The sequence below is a fragment of the Streptomyces herbicida genome, assembly GCF_032656585.1.
GTDB lineage: Bacteria > Actinomycetota > Actinomycetes > Streptomycetales > Streptomycetaceae > Streptomyces > Streptomyces herbicida.
The window spans coordinates 1-25,218 of the sequence record NZ_JAUYWJ010000054.1; the positions used below are offsets into that span (position 1 = coordinate 1).

Consider the following 25,218-nt stretch of genomic DNA (forward strand, 5'->3'; position numbering starts at 1 on the left):
CGTCGAGGTGGGCCTGCAGCTGAGGGAGCAGCTCGGCGGCCGTGGCGGCGCGGAGCACTGTGTAGGCGGCGGTGGGCTCGGCCGCCTCGGCGGTCACCGGGACCCAGTCCACCCGGTACAGATCACGAGGCGCGGCTGCGTCGTCGACCGGTGCCAGCGGCCGCAGCGCGAGACCGGTGACCGTGGCGACGGGGGCGCCCGTGCGGTCGGCGAGATCGAGCCGGTAGCCGGAACCCTCGCCGGTCACACGCACCCGCAGGGCAGTAGCCCCCGAGGCGTGCACCACCACGTCGCTCCAGGAGAAGGGGAGCTCCGCGCTCTCCGCCGCACCCGCATATGTGAGGGCATGCAGCGCGGCATCCAGGAGCGCCGGGTGCAGCGCAAAGGCACCCGGATCGGTGCCCTCGGGCAGGGCGACCTCGGCGTGGACGGTGCCGTCGTCGGCGGCGCGCCAGGCGGTCGTGAGGCCCTGGAAGAGCGGGCCGTACTGCAAGCCCATGGCGGCCAGGTCGTCGTACAGGGTGGTGGTGTCGATCGGTTCGGCGTCGGCCGGGGGCCAGGCGGTGAGGTCGGTGGGGGGTTCCACGCTGTCGGTGGAGAGGGCACCCTCGGCGTGCAGGGTCCAGGTCTCCTCGCCTTCGGGGCGGGAGTGGACGGTCACGGTGGGCTCGTCACCGTCGCCCACACGGACGCGGAGAGCGACCGCGCCGGTCTCCGGCACGACGAGCGGGGCGTGCAGCGTCAGGTCGCGGACGGTTCCCCGTCCGACCTGGTCTCCGGCGCGTACGGCGATCTCGACCAGAGCGGCGCCGGGCACGATCACCGTGCCGTGCACGGCGTGCTCGGCCAGCCACGGCTGGGCGGCCAGCGACAGCCGACCGGTGAACAACACGCCGTCACCGTCGGGCAGTTCGACCGCCGCGCTCAGCAGCGGGTGCTCGGCGTCCGACTGCCCGAACTCCGAGGCGCTGCCGGCCCGTGCGGCCGTGGCGGCGAGCCAGTACGTGCCGTGCTGGAAGGCGTAGGTGGGGAGGTCGACGGGGTGACGGCCGGGGCCGAAGAAGGTGGTCCAGTCGACTGCGGGCAGTCGGGTGAGGGCTTCTACCAGGGCCTGGGGCTCGGTGCGGTCGCGGCGCAGGGTGGGCAGAGCGCGCGGGTCGGCGACCATCGCGGTCAGCACGGCGTCCGGGCCGAGCTCCAGGAACGTACCGATGCCCTGCCCGTCCAGCGTCGCCACGGCGTCGGCGAAACGGACCGCCTCACGGACATGCCGGACCCAGTAAGCGGGATCGGAAAGCTCCTCGTACGACACCTGCCCGCCCGTCAGTGTGGAGACGATCGGTATCGCAGGCTCGGAGTAGGTGAGTTGGGCGGCGATCTGCTCGAACTCGGCGAGCATCGGCTCCATGAGCGGGGAGTGGAAGGCGTGGCTGACGGTCAGCTTCTTGGTCTTGCGACCCTGGCCGTCGAAGTGCCGTACGACCTCGTCCACGCCCGCCTCCGGGCCGGAGACGACCACGGCGGACGGTCCGTTGACGGCGGCGATCCCGGTGCCTGCGGGGAGAACGGGCAGGACTTCGTCCTCGGTGGCCTGAACGGCGGCCATCGCACCCCCGGCCGGCAACTGCTGCATCAGACGGCCACGAGCGGCCACCAGCCTCGCCGCGTCCTCCAGCGACCACAGCCCGGCCACATGCACGGCGGCCAGCTCACCGATCGAATGCCCGGCCAACGCATCCGGCCGCACACCCCACGCCTCCAGCAGCCGGAACAGCGCAACCTCCAGAGCGAACAGAGCAGGCTGCGTGTAACCCGTCTCGTCGAGGCCCTCACCACCGAACATGACCTCCTTCAGCGGCCGTTCAAGATGCGCGTCGAATGCTGCGCACACCTCGTCCAGCACGCCCGCGAACACCGGGAACGCCTCATACAGCTCACGCCCCATCCCAGCCCGCTGACTCCCCTGCCCCGTGAACAGGAACGCCACCAAACCCCCGACCGCCGACGGCGTCACGACCCCACCGGCGATGGCCTCCAGCCCGGCCAGCAACCCCTCCCGGTCGCCGGCTACCACCCCGGCGCGGTACGCGAACGCCGACCGCTGGGTGGCCAGCGAGAAGCCCACATCCCCCGCATCCAGCTCCGGCCTGGTGACAGCGAACTCGAGCAGCCGAGCGGCCTGATCCCTAACCGCCTCGCTCGTCCTGCCCGAGACGATCCACGGCGCCACCGGCAGCGCCACCGCCTCCACCACCGGCGTCGGTTCCTCGGCCGGAGCCTCCTCGACGATCACATGCGCGTTGGTGCCACTGATCCCGAACGACGACACACCCGCACGCCGGGTCCGGTCCCCGGCGGTCCACGGCCGGGCCTCGGTCAGCAGCTCCACCGCGCCCGCCGACCAGTCCACATGCGAGGACGGCTCATCCACATGCAGCGTCCGCGGCAGCTGCTCATTACGCATCGCCAGAACCATCTTGATGATCCCGGCCACACCGGCGGCCGCCTGCGTGTGCCCCAGGTTCGACTTGATCGATCCCAGCCACAGCGGAGCATCCGCGGCACGGTCCTGCCCATACGTCGCCAGCAGCGCCTGCGCCTCGATCGGGTCGCCCAGCCGCGTTCCCGTCCCATGCCCCTCGACCGCGTCCACATCGGTCGGAGCCAGGTTCGCCGAGGCGAGTGCCTGGCGGATGACCCGCTGCTGGGACGGTCCGTTGGGTGCCGTCAGCTGGCTGCTCGCGCCGTCCTGGTTGACGGCCGAACCCCGCACCACCGCCAGCACCCGGTGCCCGTTGCGGCGCGCGTCCGACAACCGCTCCAGCACCAGGACACCCACACCCTCACCCCAGCCGGTGCCGTCCGCGGCCTCGGCGAACGGCTTGCACCGACCGTCCGCAGCAAGACCCCGCTGCCGGCTGAAGTCCACGAACGTGTCCGGAGTCGACATCACCGTCACACCACCGGCCAACGCCAGCGAGCACTCACCACCCCGCAGCGCCTGCGCCGCAAGGTGCACCGCCACCAGCGACGACGAGCACGCCGTGTCCACCGTCACCGCAGGACCCTCAAGACCCAGCGCGTACGACACCCGGCCGGACACCACACTGCCCAGTCCGCCGTTGCCGAGGTACCCGGCGAGTTCCTCCGGGACGTCGTGGAGGCGAGGGGCGAAGTCGTGGTACATGACGCCTGCGAAGACGCCCGTGGCGCTGCCGCGCAGGGACGCCGGATCGATGCCCGCCCGCTCGAACGCCTCCCACGAGGTCTCCAGCAGCACCCGCTGCTGCGGGTCCGTGGCCATGGCCTCGCGCGGGCTGATGCCGAAGAAATCGGCGTCGAAGTCGGCAGCCTCGTCCAGGAAGGCACCCTGGTTGACGTACGTCTTGCCGATGGCCTCCGGGTCGGGGTCGTACGACTCCTGCCACAGCGGACCACGGTCCGAAGGGAACTCGGAGACCGCGTCGCCGCCCGCGGCAAGCAGGCCCCACAGGTCCTCCGGCGAGGCCACCCCGCCGGGGTAGCGGCAGGCCATGCCGACGATGACGACCGGATCGTCCGTCGTCGTCGACACGACCCGGGACTCGGCTGCGGAGGTCTCGTCGGCTCCCACCAGCTGCTCGTCGAGGTAGCGCGCCACGGCCGTCGCGTTGGGGTAGTCGAACGTGAGGGTCGCGGGGAGCCGCAGCCCGGTCGCCGCGCCGAGCTTGTTGCGGAGCTCGACCGCCGCGAGCGAGTCGAAGCCCAGGGTGCCGAAGCCGCGCTCCGGGTCGACGGCCTGCGGGCCGTCGTGGCCGAGCGCCGCCGCGACATGGGTGCGTACGAGAATGAGCAGCCGTCGTTCGCGGTCGGCGGCGCCGAGCCGTGCCAGCTCGTGCGCCAGTGAGCCGCCCTCCGCCGCCACAGTCGAGCTTGCGGCGCGGCGGGTCGGCGTGCGGACCAAACCGCGCAGTACCGGCGGAAGTTCCTCCGAGCGGGCGCGGCGCGTCAGGGCCTGCTGGTCGAGGCGCAGGGCGAGGACGTGGGCGGGATTCTCCGGCAGGGCGGCGGCGTCCAGCATGGCCAGGCCCGCCGCCACGCCGTGTGCGGGCGTTCCGGCTCGTGCCGCGCGGGACACGTCGGCCGGGGCGAGGCCGGCTGCCATGCCGCCTGCCTCGGGGTCCCACAGGCCCCATGCGAGCGAGAGCGCAGGGAGGTCCAGGGCTCGGCGTTGGGTCGCCAGGGCGTCCAAGTAGGCGTTGGCTGCCGCGTAGTTCGCCTGACCGAGGGCATCGAAGGTGGCGGCCGCCGACGAGTAGAGGACGAACGCGTCGAGCTCGCGGTCAGCGGTCAGCTCGTGCAGATGCAGTGCCGCGCGTGCCTTCGGTGCCCACACCGACTCAAGGCGCTCCGGCGTCAGGGTGTCGAAGGTCGCGTCGTCGAGCACGCCCGCCGCGTGGACGACCGCCGTGATGTCCGGGTGGGCGGCGAGCAGACGGGCCACCGCCTCCCGGTCGGAGACGTCACAGGCCTCCACGCTCACGCTCCCGGCGCCCGACTCGCGGAGCTCGGCGACGAGTTCGTCGACGCCCGGTGCGTCGGCGCCACGGCGGCCCACCAGCAGGACCCCGCGCACACCGTGTTCGGCGACCAGATGCCGTGCCGTCAGCGCGCCCAGGCCGCCGGTGCCGCCGGTCACCAGGACCGTGCCCGACGTGGACCACGAACCGTCGTCCGCCGACACGACCTCTCGCACCAGGCGCGGCACGAACCACTCGCCCCCGCGCACCGCCGACTCCGCCTCACCGGCGGGCAATACGTCCGGAACGGCCGCGTCGGCGGCGACGTCCACGAGGACGATCCGGCCCGGGTGCTCCGCCTGGGCGGCGCGCACCAGACCCCACACCGCCGCCTGCTCCAGGTCCCCTTCGTCGGTGCCGGCGGTGAGCTTCACCGCTCCCCGGGTGACCACCAGCGTCCGTGCCTCGCCCGCGAGCGACGACTGCAGGGAGGTCAGGACCTCGGGGACCGTGGCGCCCGACACCACCTCGAACCCGGCGCCGTCCACGGTCGGCCCCTGGACCGGGCTCCACTCCACCCGGTACAGCGGCACCGCCCGGTCGGCCCGGCTCGCGTCGGCCACGGGGCGCAGGACGAGCCGGCCGACCGTGGCGACCGTGGCGCCGGCCGGATCCGTCAGGTGCAGCGAGACGCCGGACGCGGCCGGGGTGACATGCACGCGCAGCACGGTCGCTCCCGCGGCCCGTACCGTCACATCGGTCCAGGCGAAGGGGAGTTCGGGGCCGGCGGCGTCCTCGTCGAGTCCGATGACGTGCAGGGCGGAGTCCAGCAGCGCCGGGTGCACGGTGTAGCCGGACGCGTCAACGCCGTCGGGCAGGACGACCTCGGCGAACAGCTCCTCACCCCGCCGCCAGGCCGCGCGCAGGCCCTGGAACGCGGGGCCGTAGCCGTAGCCCTGGGCGTCCATGCGCGCGTACGCGCCGCTCACGTCGAGCGGCTCGGCGCCCTGCGGCGGCCACACTCCGGGGGTGTCGGAAGGAGCGGGCGCGGCCGGGGCCAGCATGCCCTGGGCGTGCTCGGTCCAGTCCATGTCGGCCGTGCGGGAGTGCACGGTCAGTGGGCGGCGGCCGTCCGGCCCCGGCTCCTCGACCACGAGCTGTATCTCGACGCCCGAGTCGGCGTCGTCCAGGGTCAGCGGTGCCTGGAGCGTGAGCTCCTCGACGGTGTCGCAGCCCGCCAGGCCGGCGGCATGTACGGCCAGTTCGACGAACCCGGTGCCGGGAAGCAGGACCGTGCCGCCCACCGCGTGGTCGGCGAGCCACGGGTGGGTGCGCACGGAGAGTCGTCCGGTGAGGACCAGGCGCTCCGCGCCCGCAACCGTCAACGCCGCACCCAGCAGCGGGTGTCCGGCGTCCGCGACGCCCAGGGCGATCGGGTCGGCCGGGCCGTCCTCCAGGGCGTCCAGCCAGTGGCGCCTGCGCTGGAAAGCGTAGGTGGGCAGGTCGGCCGCGGCCCGGGCCGGGCCCAGGTACGCCGCCCAGTCGACCGGCACGCCGCGCAGGTGCAGCGTGGTGACCGCGGTGACCAGCGAGCCGGGCTCGTCGTGCCCGCGGCGCAGGGCGGGCAGCAGCTGCCCGTCGGCCACCGACTCCGCGCCCGTCGCCGTGAGCACGGCGTCCGGACCCAGCTCGAGGAACGTGGCGACGCCCTGTGTCTCGAGCGTGCGGACCGCGTCCGCGAACCGGACCGCTTCTCGGACGTGCCGCACCCAGTGCTCGGGGTCGGCGAGCTCCTCGTACCGCACCTCGCGGCCGGTCAGCGTCGACACGATGGGGATGCCCGGCCGCATCGGGTTCAGGACCTGCGCGAACTGGCGGAACTCGGCGAGCATCGGCTCCATGAGCGGGGAGTGGAAGGCGTGGCTCACGGTGAGCCGCTTGGTCTTGCGACCCGCCTGCGAGAAGTGCCGTACGACCTCGTCCACGCCCGTCTCGGGCCCGGAGACGACCACCGACATCGGTCCGTTGACCGCGGCGATGCCGGTGCCCTCGGGCAGAGCCGCCCGTACCTCGTCCTCGGTCGCCTGTACGGCGGCCATCGCGCCCCCGGCGGGCAGCTGCTGCATCAGACGGCCGCGCGCCGACACGATCAGCGCCGCGTCGTCCAGGGACCACAGCCCGGCCACGTGAGCGGCGGCCAGCTCGCCGATGGAGTGTCCGGCCAGCACGTCGGGCCGTACGCCCCATGCCTCCAGCAGCCGGAACAGCGCGACTTCCAGGGCGAACAGGGCGGGCTGGGTGTAGTGGGTCTCGTCGAGCTCGGCACCGGCCTCGCCGTACAGACCGTTCTCGCCGAACACGACGTCCAGCAGCGGGCGTTCGAGATACACGTCGAGCGCCGCGCAGACCTCGTCGAGGGCGGCCGCGAACACGGGGAAGGTCTCGTACAGCTCCCGCCCCATGCCGACGCGCTGGCTGCCCTGACCGGTGAACAGGAAGGCCAGCAGTCCGCCGGCCGGCTCGGCGCGCAGCGGGGCCTCGCCCCGGGCGATCGCCTCGATGCCGGACAGCAGCGCGTCCCGGCCGGTCGCGACGACGGCGGCGCGGTGCGGGAACGCCGTACGGCCCGTGAGGGCCGACGCCACCGACTCGGCGGAGAGCTCCGGGTGGTCGTGCAGCTGCCCGGCAAGCCGCCCGGCCTGGGCGCGCAGGGCCTCGTCGGTCTTGCCGGACACGATCCACGGGACCACGGGCGGTGCCGTCCCGGCGGCGGCCGGGGCGGGCTCCTCGGCAGGCGCCTCCTCGACGATCACATGTGCGTTGGTGCCGCTGATCCCGAACGACGACACACCCGCGCGCCGCACCCGTTCCCCGGCCGGCCACGGCCGCTGCTCGGTCAGCAGCGCCACCGAACCGGCCGACCAGTCGATCCGGGACGACGGTTCGTCCACGTGGAGAGTGCGCGGCAGCAGCTCGTGGCGCAGCGCCTCCACCATCTTGATGACGCCGGCCACACCCGCGGCCGCCTGTGTGTGCCCCAGGTTCGACTTGACCGACCCCAGCCACAGCGGCTCCGCACGGTCCTGACCGTAGGTCGCCAGGAGCGCGCCCGCCTCGATGGGGTCGCCGAGCCGGGTACCGGTGCCGTGTGCCTCGACGGCGTCGACGTCGGCGCCCGTCAGACCGGCCGAGGCGAGGGCCCGCTGGATGAGGCGGCGCTGGGCGGAGCCGTTCGGTGCGGTGAGCCCGTTGCTCGCGCCGTCCTGGTTGACGGCCGAACTCCGGATCACCGCCAGGACCTTGTGGCCGTTGCGGTGTGCGTCGGAGAGGCGCTCCAGGACGAGGAAGCCGACGCCCTCCGCCCATCCGGTGCCGTCGGCCGCCTCCGCGAACGGCTTGCAGCGGCCGTCCGGGGCGAGGCCCCGCTGCCGGCTGAACGCGGTGAAGGTGCCCGGGCTCGACATCACGGCCACCCCGCCCGCGAGCGCCAGGGAGCACTCGCCCGAGCGCAGCGCGCGGGCGGCCAGATGCACCGCGACCAGGGACGAGGAGCAGGCCGTGTCGACCGTCAGGGTCGGGCCCTCCAGGCCCAGCGTGTAGGCGACGCGGCCGGAGATGACGCTGGTGGCGCCGCCGGTCAGCAGATGGCCCTCGTAGCCTTCGGGCGCCCGGTGCAGACGCGGTCCGTACTCCTGGGGCTCGGCGCCCACGAAGACCCCGGCGGTGCTGCCCCGCAGCGCGGTCGGGTCGATGCCCGCGTGCTCCAGGGCCTCCCACGACGTCTCCAGGGCGAGCCGCTGCTGCGGCTCCATCGCGGCGGCCTCGCGCGGGCTGATCCCGAAGAAGTCGGCGTCGAACTCGGCCGCACCGTAAAGGAATCCGCCCTCGCGCGCGTACGTCTTGCCGGGCGCGTCCGGGTCCGGGTCGTACAGTCCCGCCACGTCCCAGCCGCGGTCCTCGGGCAGCGGCCCGATCGCGTCGCCGCCCACCGCGACCAGGTCCCACAGCTGCCCGGGGGAGGCGATGCCGCCGGGATAGCGGCAGGCCATGCCGACGATCGCGACGGGCTCGGCCGGGTCCTGTTCCTCGGCGTACGGGACCTCGGTGTCGTCCGGGGACCCGCCGAGCACCTCGCGCACCAGCTGAGCGGCGAGAGCCCGTGGGGTGGGATGGTCGAAGGCGATGGACACCGGCAGTTCCACGCCGGTCGTGGCCGACAGGCGTCGCTGCAGGTCGACGATGGCCAGTGAGTCGAGTCCCAGCTGCAGGAAGGGCAGCGACGGATCGAGTGCCCCGCCCGTGTCCCGGCCCGCCTTGCGCAGCGCCGCCCCGGCCTGCTCGACGACGAGCCCGAGCAGCCGCCGCTCCTGGGCGGCCCTGGGCATACCGGTCAACTCGATTGCCGTCACGGGCTGTTCGGAGAGGTCGTGGGCGGGCTGAGCGGCGGACTCGGTCATGGTCACTGAACTCCAGTGTGGGTTATACGACTTCGGTACGGGTCGTGACGAGGCGCGAGGCCGAGACCACCTCGCCGCCGCTGAGCAGCAGCTCCACCGGGGCCGGACGGCCCAGGAAGAGCAGCAGGCTCGCGGTGGGGCCGTAGGCGCCCGTGTTCGGCACCGCGAGCACATCGCCCGGCTCCGGCGGCGGCATCCGCACCGAGCGGGACAGCAGGTCGCCGGGTGTGCACAGCGGGCCCGCCAGGCTGACGGGCACCGGCTCGCCCGTGCGGTGGAAGGCCGGGTCCACGGACAGCGGGAGCAGCCGGCCGAGACCGGCCATGCCGCCGAGCGTGTTGATGCCCGCGTCGAGGATCGCGAAGGTGCGGCCCCGGCTCTCCTTGACGTTGGTCACGGAGGTCAGCAGCCGCCCGCTGTCGCCGACCAGGTGCCGGCCCGACTCGCAGGCGATCTCCACCCCGCCCTCGCGCCAGCGCGGCAGCCGGGTGTCCAGGGCCTTCTCCAGGGCGGCCCGCAGATTCGGGTACACGGGCCGCTCGCCGGGCACCGAGTACGGCGCCGCGAAGCCCCCGCCGATGTCCAGCATCCGCAGCGGGAGGCCGAGTTCGCTCTGCAGGTTCGCCGCCTGCTCGATCGTCGCCGTGAACTCGGCGATCAGGCTCTCCTCGTCCTTGGAGTTGGACAGCGGGAAGAAGTGCGCCCCGGCCACCGCCGTCCCCGGCACGTCGAGCAGGGCGGGCAGCAGGCCCGGCAGGGTCTCCGCGTCGATGCCGAACTGCGACGGGGTTCCGGTCATCCGGATGCTGGTCGTGGCCGCGGCCGCCGCGCTGTTGACGCGCAGCAGCACCTGGGCCACCACCCCCTGGCGCACCGCCTGGGCGCCGAGCCGGCGCAGATCGCCCGCCGACTCCACGGAGAACGTGCGCACCCCCTCGGCGAGCGCCACGGCCAGTTCACCGGCGGTCTTGCCCGGACCCGAGTAGAGGATCGACTCCGCCCGATGCCCGGCTTCCAGGGCGGAGGCCAGCTCACCGGTGGAGCACACCTCGGCACGGCAGCCGCCGGGACCTTCGCGCAGCGCCCGCACCAGGCCCGGGTGCGGGTTGGCCTTGAGTGAGTAGTAGAGCGTGACCCCGTCGGGCAGGGCGGCGCGCAGATCGGCGCGGGCGCGGGCCACCCGGTCGAGGTCGTACACATACAGCGGCGAGCCGTAGCGGGCGACCAAGTCCCGGTCCCGCGCGGCCTGTTCACCAGCCGTGGTCGTGGTCGTGGTCACTTGGCGGCCTCGGCGTCGAGCATCGCCGCGAGCTGCTGCTTGGCGTTCTTGCCGTTCGAGGTCAGCGGGAACGCGTCGAGCACCTTGCACAGCGCGGGCACCTTCACGGCCTCCAGCCGCGTCGCCAGTTCGCGCAGCACCGCCTGCGGGGTCAGCTCGTCCGACTCCACGAAGATCATCAGGTCGCGGTCGGCGGTCGGCTTCAGTGCGGCCGCGTTGCGCACGCCCGGGATGTCCATCGCGGCGCCCTCGATCTCGATCGTGGACACGCGCATGCCCTTGCGCTTGAACATGTCGTCGCGGCGGCCCTCGAAGTAGAGGTAGCCGTCGGCGTCGACGCGGCCGTAGTCGCCGGTGAACAGCCGGGTTTCGCCGGTCCCGGGGTCGGGCCGGTAGGTGCGCGCGGTGATCTCCGGCAGGTTCCAGTAGCCGGCCATGACGTGCGGGCCGGTCACCGTGATCTCGCCGCTCTCACCGCCCGGCACCTCGTTGCCGTCCGGGTCGAGGATCGCCACCCGGGTCCCCGGGATCGGCAGGCCGGAGGAGCCGGGACGCTCGTGGTCCTGGTCCGGCGGCATGATCGTGATGCGCTTGCACTCCGAGATGCCGTACATCCGCACCACCCGGGCGCCCGGGAAGCACTTCCACAGACCGTCGATGATCCGCTGCTCGAGGGCCGCTCCGGTGCTGGTGAACATGCGCAGCCGGGTCGGACGGGGGTCGCGCTGCGCCAGCCGGATCAGCGGACCGCCCAGCGACGGGACCAGCGGCAGCACCGTGGCGCCGCTCTCCCGGATCAGGATGTGCAGCTTGGAGTCGGCCTCGGAGTCGGCGAGGACCAGGCTCGCGCCGGACACGGCGCACAGCAGCACCTGGAAGAGGCCGTAGTCGAAGGAGAGCGGGACGCGGACGAAGACAGTGTCCTCGGAGCGGTAGCCGAGCACCTCGTTGATGGACCGCGCCGCGAACAGCATCTGCGCGTGCGGGCAGATGATGCCCTTGGGGGTGGCGGTGGAGCCCGAGGTGTAGATGAGCACCGCCGGGGTGTCGGGCGCCTGGCCGGCCTCGGTCCCGTCCCCGTCGGCCGCCAGTTCGGCCCACAGGCTCCCCACCTCGTGCACCGGCCGCCCGGTCAGGCCCGAGACCCACTCGCCCGCGCCGTCCGTGACCACCACGAGCCGCGGTTCGCAGTCGGCGATCACCGCGCGCAGATGGAACTCCTTCATCTCGGCGCTGATCGGCACCAGCGCGGCACCGACCCGGGACGCCGCGTACAGCAGCGCCGTCGTCTCGCGCACGTTCGGCAGGCGTACGACGATCCGGTCGCCCGGCGTCACACCGGCCCGGCGCAGCCAGTCGGCGGCCGCCCGGGTCTGCGCCGCGAGCTGCTCCCAGGTCCAGGAGTCCCGGGCGTCGCGCACGGCGACGTCCTGCGGACGTGCGGCGGCCTGGACCTCGACGAGGTGGTGCAGCAGCTTCGCGTCCTTGGTCAGGTTCTCGTCCACGGGGTCTCTCCTTAGTGGTCCGTGGCAGGATCGGCGTGGGGTCGGCTCCAGTTCCTGTCGTCAAATCCCCGTCGTCCGCCCGAAGGGCGGGCCCGGCGGCGTCATGGGGTCCCCTGCTCGAGCGAAGCCGAGACCTTGGGGGAGCGTGCATGGCGTCGCGGGGCAGGCGGGGATTTGACGACAGGGCCTAGGTGCGGCCGCGGTCCAGGAGCGTCAGCGCGCGGGACCTGAGAGCGGAGCGGTCGATCTTGCGGTTGGCGTTCATCGGGAACTCGTCCAGGTGCGTCAGCAGCCGCGGGACCATCGCCTTGGGCAGGTCCGCGGTCAACTCCTTGGCGAGCAGCGAGCTGTGCGAGGCCCGGCCGGTGTAGAAGGTGACCAGTTCATGGCTGCCGCCCACGGGCACGGCGACCGTGACGGCGTCCTCCACCCCGTCCAGGGCGCGCACGGCGTGGCTGACCTCGGACAGCTCCACGCGCCATCCCTGCACCTGCACCTGGTCGTCCGCGCGGCCCAGGTAGGCGATCTCGCCGTCCGGCCAGCGGCGCACCCGGTCACCCGTGCGGTACCAGCGGCGCCCGTCGTGCTCGAGGAAACGGCCCTCGTTCTCGGCGGGGTCGAGATACCCGTCGAACATCTGCGGCCCGGTGATGCACAGTTCGCCCTCGTCGCCGTCGGTGGAGCCGTCGGGGCCGACCAGGACGTGGTCGAGGCTCTCGTACACGGGCCCGATGGGGACGACGCCGTTGACGTACCGCTCGTCGGGGGTGGCCGCGGCGAGGCGGTGTGCGGTCACGGTGATGGTGAGCTCGGTCGGGCCGTACAGGTTCTCCACGGTGCTGTGCGGTGCCGCGGCCTGCCATGCCTCGGCGTCGTGCCGGTGCAGTGGCTCGCCGGCGAACAGCGACCAGCGCAGCCCGTCCAGCGCGCCCGCCGCCAGCGCCCCCGAGCGGCGGGCGAGGGCGATGGCCCCCGGCGTCGAGAACCACACCGTCACGCGCTCCTCGGCGAGGAATTCCGGCAGCGCCCGGTACGCCCGCATCGGCAGCGGCACGACGCGGGCGCCCGCGCCCCACGCGCAGAACAGGTCGAACATCGCGCAGTCGAAGGTGAGGTCGAAGGTCTGGGTGAAGACGTCGCCGGCCCCGAAGTCGTAACGGCCGCGCAGCGTGCGGAAGTAGCTGTCGGCGGCGCGATGTGTGGTCGGCACGCCCTTGGGGCGGCCCGTCGAGCCGGACGTGAACAGGATGTAGGCGGTGTCCTCCGGGTCCACCGCGCGGGGCGCGTCCAGCGGGGTGCCGGGAAGCGGTCCTTGGCCCGCCGCGACGAGAGGTACACCGGGCATGCCGATCCGCGCGTACGCCGCCACGCCCCGCGCGTCGGCGACCACGGCGTCGACCTCGGCGGCCTCCAGGACGGCACGGTTGCGGACGGCGGGGAAGTCCGGGTGCAGCGGTACGGCCCGAGCGCCCAGGTACAGCGCGGCCAGCAGCCCGGTGTACGCCTCGCCGCTCTTGCTGCCGAGCACCGCCACGGTCCGCGGCACGCCTCGGCACACCTCGACGAGCGCTCCGGCGAGCGCTAGCGCCGCCCGGTGCGCCTCCGCATAGGTGGTGCCGTGCCCGTCGACCCGGAAGCACTCCCGGTCGCCCGACACGGAGAGCCCGCGCAGGAACAGTCCGTGCAGACTGCCGGCGTACTCGCCCTCGCCGTACGTCAGTCGTTCTTCGCTGCCGGGGAAGACCTGGGTCGCCATGTCACACCCCCGCCGAAGCCGTCGCGGGCCGGGCGGACGGCGCGCGCAGCGTCCGCTCGGGGGAGACCGGAACCACCTCGAAGCGGGAGGTCGCCGACTCCACGCGGCCGAACAGGGCGTCCGGGCCGGCGATCAGCAGCCGCTCGACACCGCGGGTCCGCAGCGCGTCCAGGGTCGCGGGCCAGTCGACGGGGCGCACGAAGTGGTCCAGGAGCATCTGCCGCAGCTCGGCGGCGGTGGTCAGTTCGGTGCCGTCCTGGTCGGCGATCAGCGGCAGCAGCGGGTCGCGCAGCGGCAGGGCCTGGAGGACCTCGCGGGCCGCGAGCTCGCGCAGCCCCGTGAACAGCGAGGAGTGCATCGGCGGACGCATCACATAGAGCGGGAGCGCCCCGATCGACCGCAACTCCCGCTGAAAGGCTTCAAGTTCGGCCTCGTGCACGGACACCATCTGGAACCCCTCGTCGAGGCGGCAGGCCACCTCGTGCCAGGCCCCGCGGGCGTCCATCCCGGCGAACAGCTCACGCAGGGGCCCGGCCGGGGCCCGTACGAAGGACTGCGTGACCACGTCCCGGTGCTCGCGCGCGAAGTACTCCGCGGTGCAGCGCGCCAGGCCGGCCGTCATCCGAACCGTGTCCGCGAAGTCGAGCGCCCCGCTGAAGCCGATCGCGGGCTTCTCGCCGAAGCTGGGGCCGGTGCACACCGCCGGCTCGGCACCGAGGTCCTCGCGGGCCCGTTCGGCGAGCGCCGTGCACACCACCATGAAGGCGACCTGGGCCGCCGGGGCGTACTCGTCCTCGCTCTCCCGGAACGCCTCGAAAAGGGAATGGCCGAGGACGTCGTCCGCGACCGAAAGCAGCTTCTTGGCATGGGAATCGAGAAGCAGGAAGCGCCCGAGTTCCCGGAAGCGTGTCGGCCCCATTCCCGGGAATACCATCGCCGTTGTCATCGCAGCACCCGTCTTGTCGCGAACTGGCCTCGTTCGGACAGTTCTAGATGCCGGGCAAGGCCCCACCAACCCCTATTCGACCCCGTCCGCCACCCTTAGTAGGGGGGCGGTCGCCGACCATAGGGGGTGTGCGCTGTGGCCCCTTGCCGGACCGCCCGGTTTGAATTGACGGTCCGAATACCCTGAGCCACATGGATGGGTGACCCATGACCGTGACCGAGGACACCACCTCACTGGCCCCCATGACCCAGCCACCGCCGCGCCCCGACCCGCGGTCCCGGGTTGCCCTGCTCGGCCTGGTCAAGCAGACGGTGCGTGAGGGCCCCGGTCCGCGTGCCACCGAGCAGCAGTGGGCCAAGGGCAAGCTGACCGTCCACGAGCGCCTCGATCTGCTCTTCGACAAGGGGAGCTTCCAGGAGATCGAGCCGCTGCGCCGGCACCGCGCCACCGGCTTCGGCCTGGAGAACAAACGGCCCTACACGGACGGCGTGGTCACCGGCTGGGGCACGGTGGAGGGCCGCACGGTCTTCGTCTACGCCCATGACTTCCGCATCTTCGGCGGCTCCCTCGGCGAGGCGCACGCCTCGAAGATCCACAAGGTGATGGACCGGGCGCTGGCCGCGGGTGCGCCCCTGGTGGCGCTGAGCGACGGCGCCGGCGCCCGCATCCAGGAGGGCGTCACGGCGCTCGCCGGGTACGGCGGCATCTTCCGCCGCAACGTCGCCGCGTCCGGGGTCATCCCGCAGATCAGCGTGATGCTCGGCCCGTGCGCCGGCGGCGCCGCCTACTCGCCCGCCCTCACCGACTATGTGTTCATGGTCCGCGGCACCTCTCAGATGTACATCACCGGCCCGGACGTGGTGCAGGCCGTCACCGGCGAGCAGATCAGCCACGACCAGCTCGGCGGCGCCGATGTGCACGCCACCGTCTCCGGTGCCGCGCACTTCGCGTACGAGGACGAGGCCGAGTGCCTCGCCGAGGTGCGCTATCTGCTGTCGATGCTGCCGCAGAACAACCGCGAACTGCCGCCCGCCGTACAGCCGGACGACTCACCGACCCGCCGGGGCGAGGCCCTGCTCGACCTGGTGCCGGGCGACCCCGGACGCTCGTACGACATGCGGCCGGTCATCGAGGAGATCGTCGACGACGGCGAGGTCTTCGAGGTGCACGCGGGCTGGGCCACCAACATCATCTGTGCCCTGGCGCGGCTCGACGGCCACGTCGTCGGCATCGTGGCCAATCAGCCGGCCTCCTTCGCGGGCGTCCTGGACATCCATGCCAGTGAAAAAGCGGCGAGGTTCGTCCAGTCCTGCGACGCCTTCAGCATCCCGCTGGTCACACTGGTCGACGTCCCCGGCTTCCTGCCGGGCCGTGAGCAGGAGCACGGCGGCGTCATCCGCCACGGCGCCAAACTCCTCTACTCCTACTGCAACGCGACGGTCCCCCGCATATCGGTGATCCTGCGCAAGGCGTACGGCGGCGCGTACATCGTCATGGACAGCCAGTCCATCGGCGCGGACCTGACCTTCGCCTGGCCCACCAACGAGATCGCGGTGATGGGCGCGGAGGGCGCCGCGAACGTCGTCTTCCGCCGCGAGATCGCCGCCGCGCCCGACCCGGAGGCGGCACGCGCCCAGCGCATCCAGCAGTACCAGGAGGAACTGATGCACCCCTACTACGCCGCCGAACGCGGCCTGGTGGACGACGTCATCGACCCCGCGGACACCCGGGCCGTCCTCATCCGGTCCCTGGCGATGCTCCGCGCCAAGCACGCCACGATGCCGTCCCGCAAACACGGGAACCAGCCGGTATGAGCACCGCCGGGGACCACCCCATCCGAGTCGTACGCGGCGACCCCGACCCGGAACAACTCGCCGCGGTCACGGTCGTCCTGCTGGCCCTCCTGCGCGGCGCCGAGCCGGCCGACTCTCCCCGCCCCTTGTCCACAGGCTGGGTCCCGGGCGGGCACCGCCTACCGGGCGCCTGGTCGACCTCCTAGTCACTCCCACACCGAGGCGCCGTTGCCCTCCCCGCCCGGGCAGCGGCGCCGCCGTACGCCCAACTCCCACCCCCCGAACCGGGCCGCTTCCGCCGCACCTCCTGCCCCACCGAGCCGCGCGCCTGCCGCCCCGCCGAGCCGCGCCTCCCGTTGCACCGAGCCGCCTGTCTCTCGCGCCGCCGGTCCGCGCGCCTCTAGTCCCGCCGGTCCGCGCGCCTCTAGTCCCGTCGAGCCGCCTGTCTCTCGCGCCGCCGAGTCGCCCGCCTCGCGTCCCGCCGGGCCGCGCGCCTCTCGTCCCGTCGAGCCGCCTGCCTCTCGCGCCGCCGGGCCGCGCGCCTCTTGTTCCACCGGGCCGCCTGTCTCTCGCGCCGCCGGGCCGCGCCTCCCGTTGCACCGAGCCGCCTGCCTGTCGTCCCGCCGGGCCGCGCCTCTTGTTCCACCGGGCCGCCTGTCTCTCGCGCCGCCGGGCCGCGCGCCGCCCGTCCCGCCGAGCCGCCCGCCTCTACCTCACCTCTCGCCCCGCCGAGGCGTCCTCCTCCGCCCCGCCTCTCGACCGACCGAGCTGCCCGCCTCTACCTCACCCCTCGACCGACCGAGTCGGGTGGGTGGGTGGGCAAAGGCACCGAAGCCGGCGCACGCCAATGAGCGCCGCTGCTCCCGATGTTCAGGGCAACGGCGCTCAATGACAGCGCAGGACCACGTCAGTGAACCGCGGCCTGCCGAGCCTTCTGCGCGGCGATGGCCGGATAGCGCATGGTGAACAGGACGGGGACGACGAAGGTGATGACCTTGATGACGATGGCGGCGGTGGTGGCGTGCGGATCGGCCTTGATCAGCACAGCCAGCGCACCGGCAGCGACGAGGAAGGACACCCCCCACACGGTGGTGATCGTCGCGTTGGTGCGGAAGAACGCCTTCGTCTTCCACACATGTTCCGGCGCGATCTTGCGCGCCAGCCCCAGCGTGAACGGCCGCCCGATGAGCAGCGAACCGAATGCAGTGGCGGCGAGCCAGGCGTCGACGAGCGCCGGGCCGTAGGGGATGAGTCCGGAGTCGGGCTGCTTGTACGAGAGCCAGGTGATGCCCGCGAAGAACACGAGGGCACTCACTTCGATCACCATCTCGTCCAAGTGCTTGCCCGACCGCCGTCCCTGGAAGATCACGAACGCGGCGATCCCCAGTCCCCACTCCGCGCCGCTGCGCCACTCGTCGCTCGTCGCGATCGCGGCGTAGGCGATCCAAGGTAGGAAGCTGATGAGGTAGCGGGTCATGGAAAGCTCCTTTCTACCCGCCATTCAGTCAGCCGCCCCTTGCGGGCCGCTAAAGCGGAAAACAGTGTCGCGGAACGGAACACTTTAGCCGTCTCCAAGCATTACGGCACACGCTCTTTCGACAACAATTCCCTTACCTAGGCCGGTTCCGGCTCGAGGAACTGCTGGAGGAAAGCGTGTCCCGTCGACTGTTCACCTCGGAGTCGGTGACCGAGGGTCATCCCGACAAAATCGCAGACCAAATCAGCGACACCATTCTCGACGCACTTCTCGCCCAGGACCCCACGGCCCGCGTCGCCGTGGAAACCCTGATCACCACCGGCCAGGTGCATATCGCGGGCGAAGTCACCACCTCCGCCTACGTCGATATTCCGACGCTGGTCCGCGAGACGATTCTCGGCATCGGCTACGACTCGTCGGCCAAGGGGTTCGACGGCGCGTCCTGCGGAGTCTCGGTGTCCATCGGCGCCCAGTCGCCCGACATCGCCCAGGGCGTTGACGACGCCTACGAGAGCCGGGTGGAGGGCGCCTCCAGTGCCTCCCAGGTCGACGAGCTCGACCGGCAGGGCGCCGGCGACCAGGGCCTGATGTTCGGCTACGCCTGCGACGAGACCCCCGAACTGATGCCGCTGCCGATCGCGCTCGCGCACCGCCTCGCCCGCCGTCTCGCCGAGGTCCGCAAGGAGGGCCCGGTGCCCTATCTGCGCCCGGACGGCAAGACCCAGGTCACCATCGAGTACGAGGGCGACCGTCCGGTCCGCCTGGACACGGTCGTCGTCTCCTCGCAGCACGCCCCCGACATCAGCCTGGACGCGCTGCTCCTGCCCGACCTCCGCGACCACGTCATCGAACCGGCCCTGGCGGGCCTCGACCTGGACACGGACGGGCACCGGCTCCTGGTGAACCCCACGGGACGGTTCGAGATCGGCGGTCCGATGGGCGACGCCGGCCTGACCGGACGGAAGATCATCGTCGACACGTACGGCGGCATGGCCCGCCACGGCGGCGGCGCGTTCTCCGGCAAGGACCCCTCCAAGGTGGACCGCAGCGCCGCGTACGCGATGCGCTGGGTCGCCAAGAACGTCGTCGCCGCCGGTCTCGCCCGGCGCTGCGAGGCCCAGGTCGCCTACGCCATCGGAAAGGCCGCCCCGGTCGGCCTGTTCATCGAGACGTTCGGCACCGAGACCGTCCCCGTCGAGCGGATCCAGCAGGCCGTCACCGACGTCTTCGACCTGCGCCCGGCCGCGATCGTGCGCGACCTCGACCTGCTGCGCCCGCGCTATGCCCAGACCGCCGCGTACGGCCACTTCGGGCGCACCGGCGCCGACTTCACCTGGGAAGCCACCGACCGGGCGGACAAGCTCCGCCAAGCCGCCACCGGCTGAGCGGGGCGGGCTCATGCGGATCGCCGTCACCGGTTCCATCGCCACCGACCATCTGATGACGTTTCCCGGCCGCTTCACCGACCACCTGGTCCCCGGTGAGCTGGCGAACGTCTCGCTGTCCTTCCTCGCCGACACCCTGGAGGTACGACGCGGCGGAGCGGCCGCCAACATCGCCTACGGGCTCGGCCGGCTGGGCCTCTCCCCGGTCCTGGTCGGCGCCGTCGGACCGGACTTCGCCGACTACCAGGTCCATCTCAAGGAGCACGGCGTCGACACGGACTCCGTGCATGTGTCGCCCACGGCACAGACCGCCCGCTTCGTGTGCACGACCGACCAGGCGCAGAACCAGATCGCCACCTTCTACGCGGGCGCCATGGCCGAGGCCCGCACCCTTGACCTCGCTCCGGTCGCCGAACGGCTCGGCGCCCTGGACCTCGTGCTGGTCTCGCCGAACGACCCCGGGGCGATGGTCCGCCACACCGAGGAGTGCCGGCGGCTCGGCATCCCGTTCGACGCCGACCCCTCGCAGCAACTGGCCCGCCTCGAACCGGACGCGGTGCGCACCCTCGTCGACGGCGCGGGGCGCCTGTTCACCAACGCCTACGAGTCCGTCCTGGTCCGGGAGCGCACCGGCTGGACCCGGCGGCAGATCCTCGACCGGGTCGGCTCCTGGGTCACCACCCTCGGCGCGGACGGCGTCCGCATCGAGCGCGCGGGCGAGCCCGCCGTGACCGTCCCGGCCGCTCCGGTTCGCCAGGCCGTCGACCCCACCGGCGTCGGCGACGCGTTCCGCGCCGGCTTCCTCGCCGCGCTCGCCGCCCAGCTGCCCGAGCCGGCCGCGGCCCGCCTGGGCTGTGTCGTGGCCGGCCTCGCCCTGGAGGCACCGGGCCCCCAGGAGTACGTCCTGGACCGTACGACCGTGGCGGCGAGGCTGACCGAGGGCTACGGCGAGACGGCCGCCGCAGCGCTCGCACCGCTCCTGGAGGACGCCCTGTGAGCACCCAACGCACTGCGACCGCACAGCAGTTGCGGGACGCCTTGGCCACCCGGGTGGTCGTCGCCGACGGTGCCATGGGCACCATGCTCCAGGACCGGGAGCCGACCCTCGACGACTTCCGGGGTCACGAGGGCTGCAACGAGATCCTCAACGTCTCGCGCCCCGACATCGTGCGCTCCGTCCACGACGCGTACTTCACCGCGGGCGTCGACTGCGTCGAGACCAACACCTTCGGCGCCAACCTCGCCAACCTCGGCGAGTACGGCATCGCCGCCCGCATCCGTGAACTCGCCGAGGCCGGCGCCCGGCTCGCCCGCGAGGTCGCCGACGGCCACAGCACCGCCGAACGGCCCCGCTGGGTCCTCGGCTCGGTCGGCCCCGGCACCAAGCTGCCCACCCTCGGACACGCCCCGTACGCCGATCTGCGCGACGCCTACCAGGAGCAGACCGAAGGCCTGATCGCGGGCGGCGCGCACGCCGTGCTCGTCGAGACCACCCAGGACCTGCTGCAGACCAAGGCCGCCCTGATCGGTGCCCGCCGCGCCCTGCGGAAGACGGGAGCCGACCTGCCGCTGTTCGTGCAGATCACCGTCGAGACCACCGGCACCATGCTGCTCGGCTCCGAGACCGGTGCCGCCCTCAGCGCCCTCGAACCCCTCGGCATCGAGCTGATCGGCCTCAACTGCGCCACCGGCCCGGCCGAGATGAACGAGCACCTGCGTCACCTGTCCCGGCACGCCCGCACCGGCATCTCCGCGATGCCCAACGCGGGCCTGCCCGTACTCACCGCGGACGGCGCCCACTACCCGCTCAGCCCGGAGGAACTCGCCACCGCGCACCGCCAGTTCGTCACCGAGCACGGCCTCAGCCTGGTCGGCGGCTGCTGCGGCACCACTCCTGAGCATCTGCGCCAGGTCGCCGAGGCCGTACGCGACCTCGAACCCGCGCGCCGCAACCCGCGCCCCGAGCCCGCCGCCGCGTCCCTCTACACCTCCGTGCCGTTCCGGCAGGACACCTCCTACCTGGCCATCGGCGAACGCACCAACGCCAACGGCTCCAAGAAGTTCCGCGAGGCCCTCGTGCGCGAGGACTGGGACACCTGCGTCGAGATCGCCCGCGACCAGATCCGCGACGGCGCCCATCTGCTCGACCTGTGCGTCGACTACGTGGGCCGCGACGGCGTCGCCGACATGAAGGAGCTCGCCGGCCGCCTCGCCACCGCGTCCACGCTCCCCGTCGTCCTCGACTCCACCGAACCCGCCGTCCTGGAGGCCGGGTTGGAGCGGCTGGGCGGCCGGGCCGTCGTCAACTCCGTCAACTACGAGGACGGGGACGGCCCCGACTCCCGGTTCGCGCGGATCATGCCGCTGGTCGCCGAGCACGGTGCCGCCGTCGTCGCGCTCACCATCGACGAGGAGGGCCAGGCACGGACCGCCGAGTGGAAGCTGCGCGTGGCCGAGCGCCTCATCGCCGACCTCACCGGCGAGTGGGGGATGGCCGAGAGCGACATCCTCGTCGACTGTCTGACGTTCCCCATCGCCACCGGACAGGAGGAGACCCGCCGCGACGGCGTCGAGACCATCGAGGCGATTCGCGAGCTCAAGCGCCGCCACCCGGACGTGCAGACGACCCTGGGCCTCTCGAACATCAGCTTCGGGCTCAACCCGGCCGCCCGCACCGTCCTCAACTCGGTCTTCCTGCACGAGTGCGTGGCCGCCGGACTCGACTCCGCCATCGTGCACGCCTCCAAGATCCTGCCCATCTCCCGCATTCCGCAGGAGCAGCTGGAATGCGCGCTCGACCTGGTGCACGACCGGCGCCGCGAGGGCTACGACCCCCTCCAGCGCTTTCTGGAGCTCTTCGAGGGCGTCGACAGCCGCTCCGTGAAGGCCTCCCGCGCCGCCGAACTGGCCGCGCTGCCGCTGTCCGACCGGCTGCGCCGTCGCATCATCGACGGGGAGCGGGGCGGCCTGACCGCCGATCTGGACGAGGCGCTGACCCGGCACTCCGCCCTGGAGATCGTCAACGACATCCTCCTCGACGGCATGAAGACCGTCGGCGAGCTCTTCGGCTCCGGGCAGATGCAGCTGCCGTTCGTGCTCCAGTCCGCCGAGGTGATGAAGGCCGCGGTCGGCCACCTCGAACCGCACATGGAGCGCTCCGACAGCTCCGGCAAGGGCACCCTGGTCCTGGCCACGGTCAAGGGCGACGTCCACGACATCGGCAAGAACCTCGTCGACATCATCCTCACCAACAACGGCTACAACGTGGTGAACCTCGGCATCAAGCAGCCGGTCTCCGCGATCGTCGAGGCGGCCGAGACGCACCGCGCCGACGCCATCGGCATGTCGGGCCTCCTGGTCAAATCCACGATGATCATGAAGGAGAACCTCCAGGAGCTCAACGACCGCGGCCTCGCCACCACCTACCCGGTGATCCTCGGAGGAGCGGCGCTCACCCGGGCATACGTCGAACAGGACCTGCACGAGCTGTACGACGGCGAGGTCCGCTACGCCCGCGACGCATTCGAGGGCCTGCGCCTCATGGACACCCTGACCGCGCTCAAGCGCGGCGAAGCGGGAGCCGCGCTGCCCGAGCTGAAGCGCCGCAGGGTACGCGCCACGGCGACCACCCGGCCGACCGAGGACCGGAGCATCCTGCCGGCCCGCTCGGACGTGGCCACGGACAACCCGGTCCCCACCCCGCCCTTCTGGGGCACCCGCGTCACCAAGGGCATCCCGCTCGCCGACTATGCGTCCTGGCTGGACGAGCGTGCGACGTTCATGGGTCAGTGGGGTCTGAGGTCCGCCCGCGGCGGGACCGGACCCTCGTACGAGGAACTCGTCGAGACGGAGGGCCGGCCGCGGCTGCGCGCCTGGCTGGACCGGCTGCACACCGACAACCTCCTCGAAGCGGCCGTCGTGCACGGCTACTTCCGCTGTGTCTCCAAGGGCGAAGACCTGATCGTCCTCGACGAGGACGGCACCGAGCGCACCCGCTTCACCTTCCCGCGCCAGCAGCGCGACCGGTACCTGTGCCTCGCCGACTTCTTCCGCCCGCAGGACGCAGTGGATCCGGTCTCGCAGGAGACGGACGTGGTGGCGTTCACGACGGTCACCATGGGCAATCGCGTCTCCGAGGCCGCGAACGAGCTGTTCGCCGCGGACTCCTATCGCGAGTACCTCGAACTCCACGGCCTGTCCGTGCAGTTGACCGAGGCGCTGGCCGAGTTCTGGCACGCCCGCGTCCGCGCCGAACTGGGCGTGGCGGAGCGGGACCCCGCCGACCTGGCGGGCCTGCTCCGCGCCGACTACCAGGGCTGCCGCTACTCCCTCGGTTACCCGGCCTGCCCCGACCTGGAGGACCGCGCCAAGATCGCCGGACTGCTCCGCCCGGAACGCATCGGCGTCACGCTCTCCGAGGAGTTCCAGCTCCACCCGGAACAGTCCACGGACGCCCTGATCCTGCACCACCCGGAGGCCGTCTACTTCAAGACGACCGGCGGCCCGGCCGAGGAGAGCGTCCGATGACCACAGCCGCCACCACCTCGTCGGCAGGCTCCCTGCGGGACCTGCTGGCCGCCGGAGTGCGCACCTTCTCCTTCGAGTTCTTCCCGCCCAGGACGGAGGCCGGGGAGCGGACGCTGTGGGACGCGATCCGTCGTATCGAGGCCGTCGGGCCCACCTTCGTGTCGGTGACGTACGGCGCGGGCGGCTCCTCCCGTGACCGTACGATCGCCGTCACCCGCCGTATCGCCACCGACACGACGCTGCGCCCCGTCGCCCATCTCACCGCCGTCGACCACTCGGTGGCCGAGCTCAGGCACATCGTCGGCCAGTACGCCGACGCCGGGATCCGCGACGTCCTGGCCCTGCGCGGCGACCCGCCGGGCGACCCGCGCGGCCCCTGGACCGCGCACCCGGACGGCCTGCGCCACGCCTACCAGCTCGTCGAACTCGTCCGCTCGGCGGGAGACTTCAGCATCGGGGTCGCGGCCTTCCCCGAGCGCCACCCGCGCTCGTCCGACTGGGACAGCGACATCCGGCACTTCGTCGCCAAGTGCCGGGCCGGCGCCGACTACGCCATCACGCAGATGTTCTTCGACGCCGAGGACTATCTGCGGCTGCGCGACCGGGTGGCGGCCGCCGGCTGCGAGACGCCGATCATCCCGGAGATCATGCCGGCGGTCCACGCCCGGCAGATCCAGCGCTTCGCCGAGCTGAGCGACGCACGCTTCCCGCGGGACCTGGCCGAGGCCCTGGAGGCGGCCCGTGACGACGCCGACACCGCCCACCGCATCGGCGTCGACCATGCCACGGCCCTGGCCGAGCGGCTCCTCGCCGAGGGCGCGCCCGGCCTGCACTACATCACCCTCAACCGCTCCACGGCGACCCTCGACATCCACCGCAACCTGACCCACCGCACCGAGAGGCCCGCGCATGCCCGCCAACACCCCTGACTTCAAGGTCGCCGACCTCTCCCTGGCCGGGTTCGGCCGCAAGGAGATCACCCTCGCCGAGCACGAGATGCCGGGCCTGATGGCGATCCGCGAGGAGTACGCCGAGGCTCAGCCGCTGGCCGGCGCCCGCATCACCGGCTCCCTGCACATGACCGTGCAGACCGCCGTGCTCATCGAGACCCTGGTCGCCCTGGGCGCGCAGGTCCGCTGGGCCTCCTGCAACATCTACTCCACCCAGGACCACGCGGCCGCCGCGATCGCCGCCGCCGGAATCCCGGTCTTCGCCTGGAAGGGCGAGACCCTTCAGGAGTACTGGTGGTGCACGGAGCAGGCGCTGACCTGGCCGGACAGCCCCACCGGCGGCCCGAACACGATCCTCGACGACGGCGGTGACGCCACCCTCCTCGTCCACCAGGGCGTGGAGTACGCCAAGACGGGCGTCCTCCCGGCCCCCGACAACGACGAACTCGCCGTGATCCGCGCCCTGCTGGAGCGCAGCGGCCTCGACTGGGCCGCCGTCGCCTCCGAGATCCGTGGTGTGACCGAGGAGACCACGACGGGCGTGCACCGCCTGTACGAGATGCAGCGCGACGGCGTTCTCCTGTTCCCGGCGATCAACGTCAACGACGCGGTGACGAAGTCCAAGTTCGACAACAAGTACGGCT

The 25,218-nt window shown here is 72.4% G+C and carries 13 protein-coding genes; 7 read left to right on the forward strand and 6 right to left on the reverse strand.

The annotated features are described in order from the left end of the window. The 5 genes from Q8A52_RS48230 to Q8A52_RS48250 form a co-directional block, all read right to left on the reverse strand. Positions 1-8,956, reverse strand: an 8,956-nt coding sequence (locus tag Q8A52_RS48230; protein ID WP_316765045.1) for an SDR family NAD(P)-dependent oxidoreductase, incomplete at its 3' end; no start/stop codon positions are given. Positions 8,957-8,978: 22 nt separating this feature from the next. After that, entirely contained in the window at positions 8,979-10,235 is a 1,257-nt protein-coding gene (locus Q8A52_RS48235; RefSeq protein WP_316765046.1) for a type III PLP-dependent enzyme domain-containing protein, read from the reverse strand. Further along, positions 10,232-11,740 carry an AMP-binding protein gene (locus tag Q8A52_RS48240; protein WP_316765047.1) on the reverse strand — a complete coding sequence of 503 codons (1,509 nt, stop codon included), beginning with the start codon at positions 11,738-11,740 and terminating at the stop codon, positions 10,232-10,234. The genes Q8A52_RS48235 and Q8A52_RS48240 overlap by 4 nt, the downstream gene beginning before the upstream one ends. Positions 11,741-11,927: 187 nt before the next feature. Continuing rightward, positions 11,928-13,496: an AMP-binding protein gene (locus tag Q8A52_RS48245; RefSeq protein WP_316765048.1), complete on the reverse strand. Its 1,569-nt coding sequence runs from the start codon at positions 13,494-13,496 to the stop codon at positions 11,928-11,930. Between the two features lies 1 nt (position 13,497). Then, entirely contained in the window at positions 13,498-14,415 is a 918-nt protein-coding gene (locus tag Q8A52_RS48250; protein WP_316765049.1) for an ACP S-malonyltransferase, read from the reverse strand. A 233-nt stretch (positions 14,416-14,648) separates the two neighbouring features. Between Q8A52_RS48250 and Q8A52_RS48255 the strand changes: the two genes are divergently transcribed. After that, a complete protein-coding gene (locus tag Q8A52_RS48255) occupies positions 14,649-16,256 on the forward strand; it encodes an acyl-CoA carboxylase subunit beta (protein ID WP_408649392.1) in 1,608 nt (535 codons plus the stop codon). Further along, positions 16,253-16,441 carry an acyl-CoA carboxylase subunit epsilon gene (locus tag Q8A52_RS48260; protein WP_316765050.1) on the forward strand — a complete coding sequence of 63 codons (189 nt, stop codon included), beginning with the start codon at positions 16,253-16,255 and terminating at the stop codon, positions 16,439-16,441. The genes Q8A52_RS48255 and Q8A52_RS48260 overlap by 4 nt, the downstream gene beginning before the upstream one ends. A 701-nt stretch (positions 16,442-17,142) precedes the next feature. Here the strand turns inward: Q8A52_RS48260 and Q8A52_RS48265 are convergent. Beyond that, positions 17,143-17,712, reverse strand: a complete 570-nt coding sequence (locus Q8A52_RS48265; protein WP_316765051.1) for a DUF3159 domain-containing protein — start codon at positions 17,710-17,712, stop codon at positions 17,143-17,145. Between the two features lie 176 nt (positions 17,713-17,888). Between Q8A52_RS48265 and metK the strand changes: the two genes are divergently transcribed. From metK to Q8A52_RS48290, 5 genes are all read left to right on the forward strand, one after another. Beyond that, positions 17,889-19,097, forward strand: coding sequence for a methionine adenosyltransferase (gene metK, locus Q8A52_RS48270; protein WP_316765052.1), 1,209 nt, complete (start codon positions 17,889-17,891; stop codon positions 19,095-19,097). A gap of 13 nt (positions 19,098-19,110) precedes the next feature. Then, the gene (locus Q8A52_RS48275) at positions 19,111-20,094 is read left to right on the forward strand and encodes a carbohydrate kinase family protein (RefSeq protein ID WP_316765053.1); all 984 of its coding nucleotides are present in this window, start codon (positions 19,111-19,113) and stop codon (positions 20,092-20,094) included. Next, positions 20,091-23,624 (forward strand): methionine synthase, encoded by a 3,534-nt coding sequence (metH, locus tag Q8A52_RS48280; RefSeq protein WP_316765054.1) that lies wholly within the window; start codon positions 20,091-20,093, stop codon positions 23,622-23,624. The genes Q8A52_RS48275 and metH overlap by 4 nt, the downstream gene beginning before the upstream one ends. Beyond that, entirely contained in the window at positions 23,621-24,553 is a 933-nt protein-coding gene (gene metF / locus Q8A52_RS48285; protein WP_316765055.1) for a methylenetetrahydrofolate reductase [NAD(P)H], read from the forward strand. Before metH ends, metF begins: the two co-directional genes overlap by 4 nt. Continuing rightward, a partial coding sequence (locus Q8A52_RS48290) for an adenosylhomocysteinase (RefSeq protein WP_316765056.1) occupies positions 24,534-25,218 on the forward strand: 685 nt, incomplete at its 3' end. The genes metF and Q8A52_RS48290, both read left to right, overlap by 20 nt.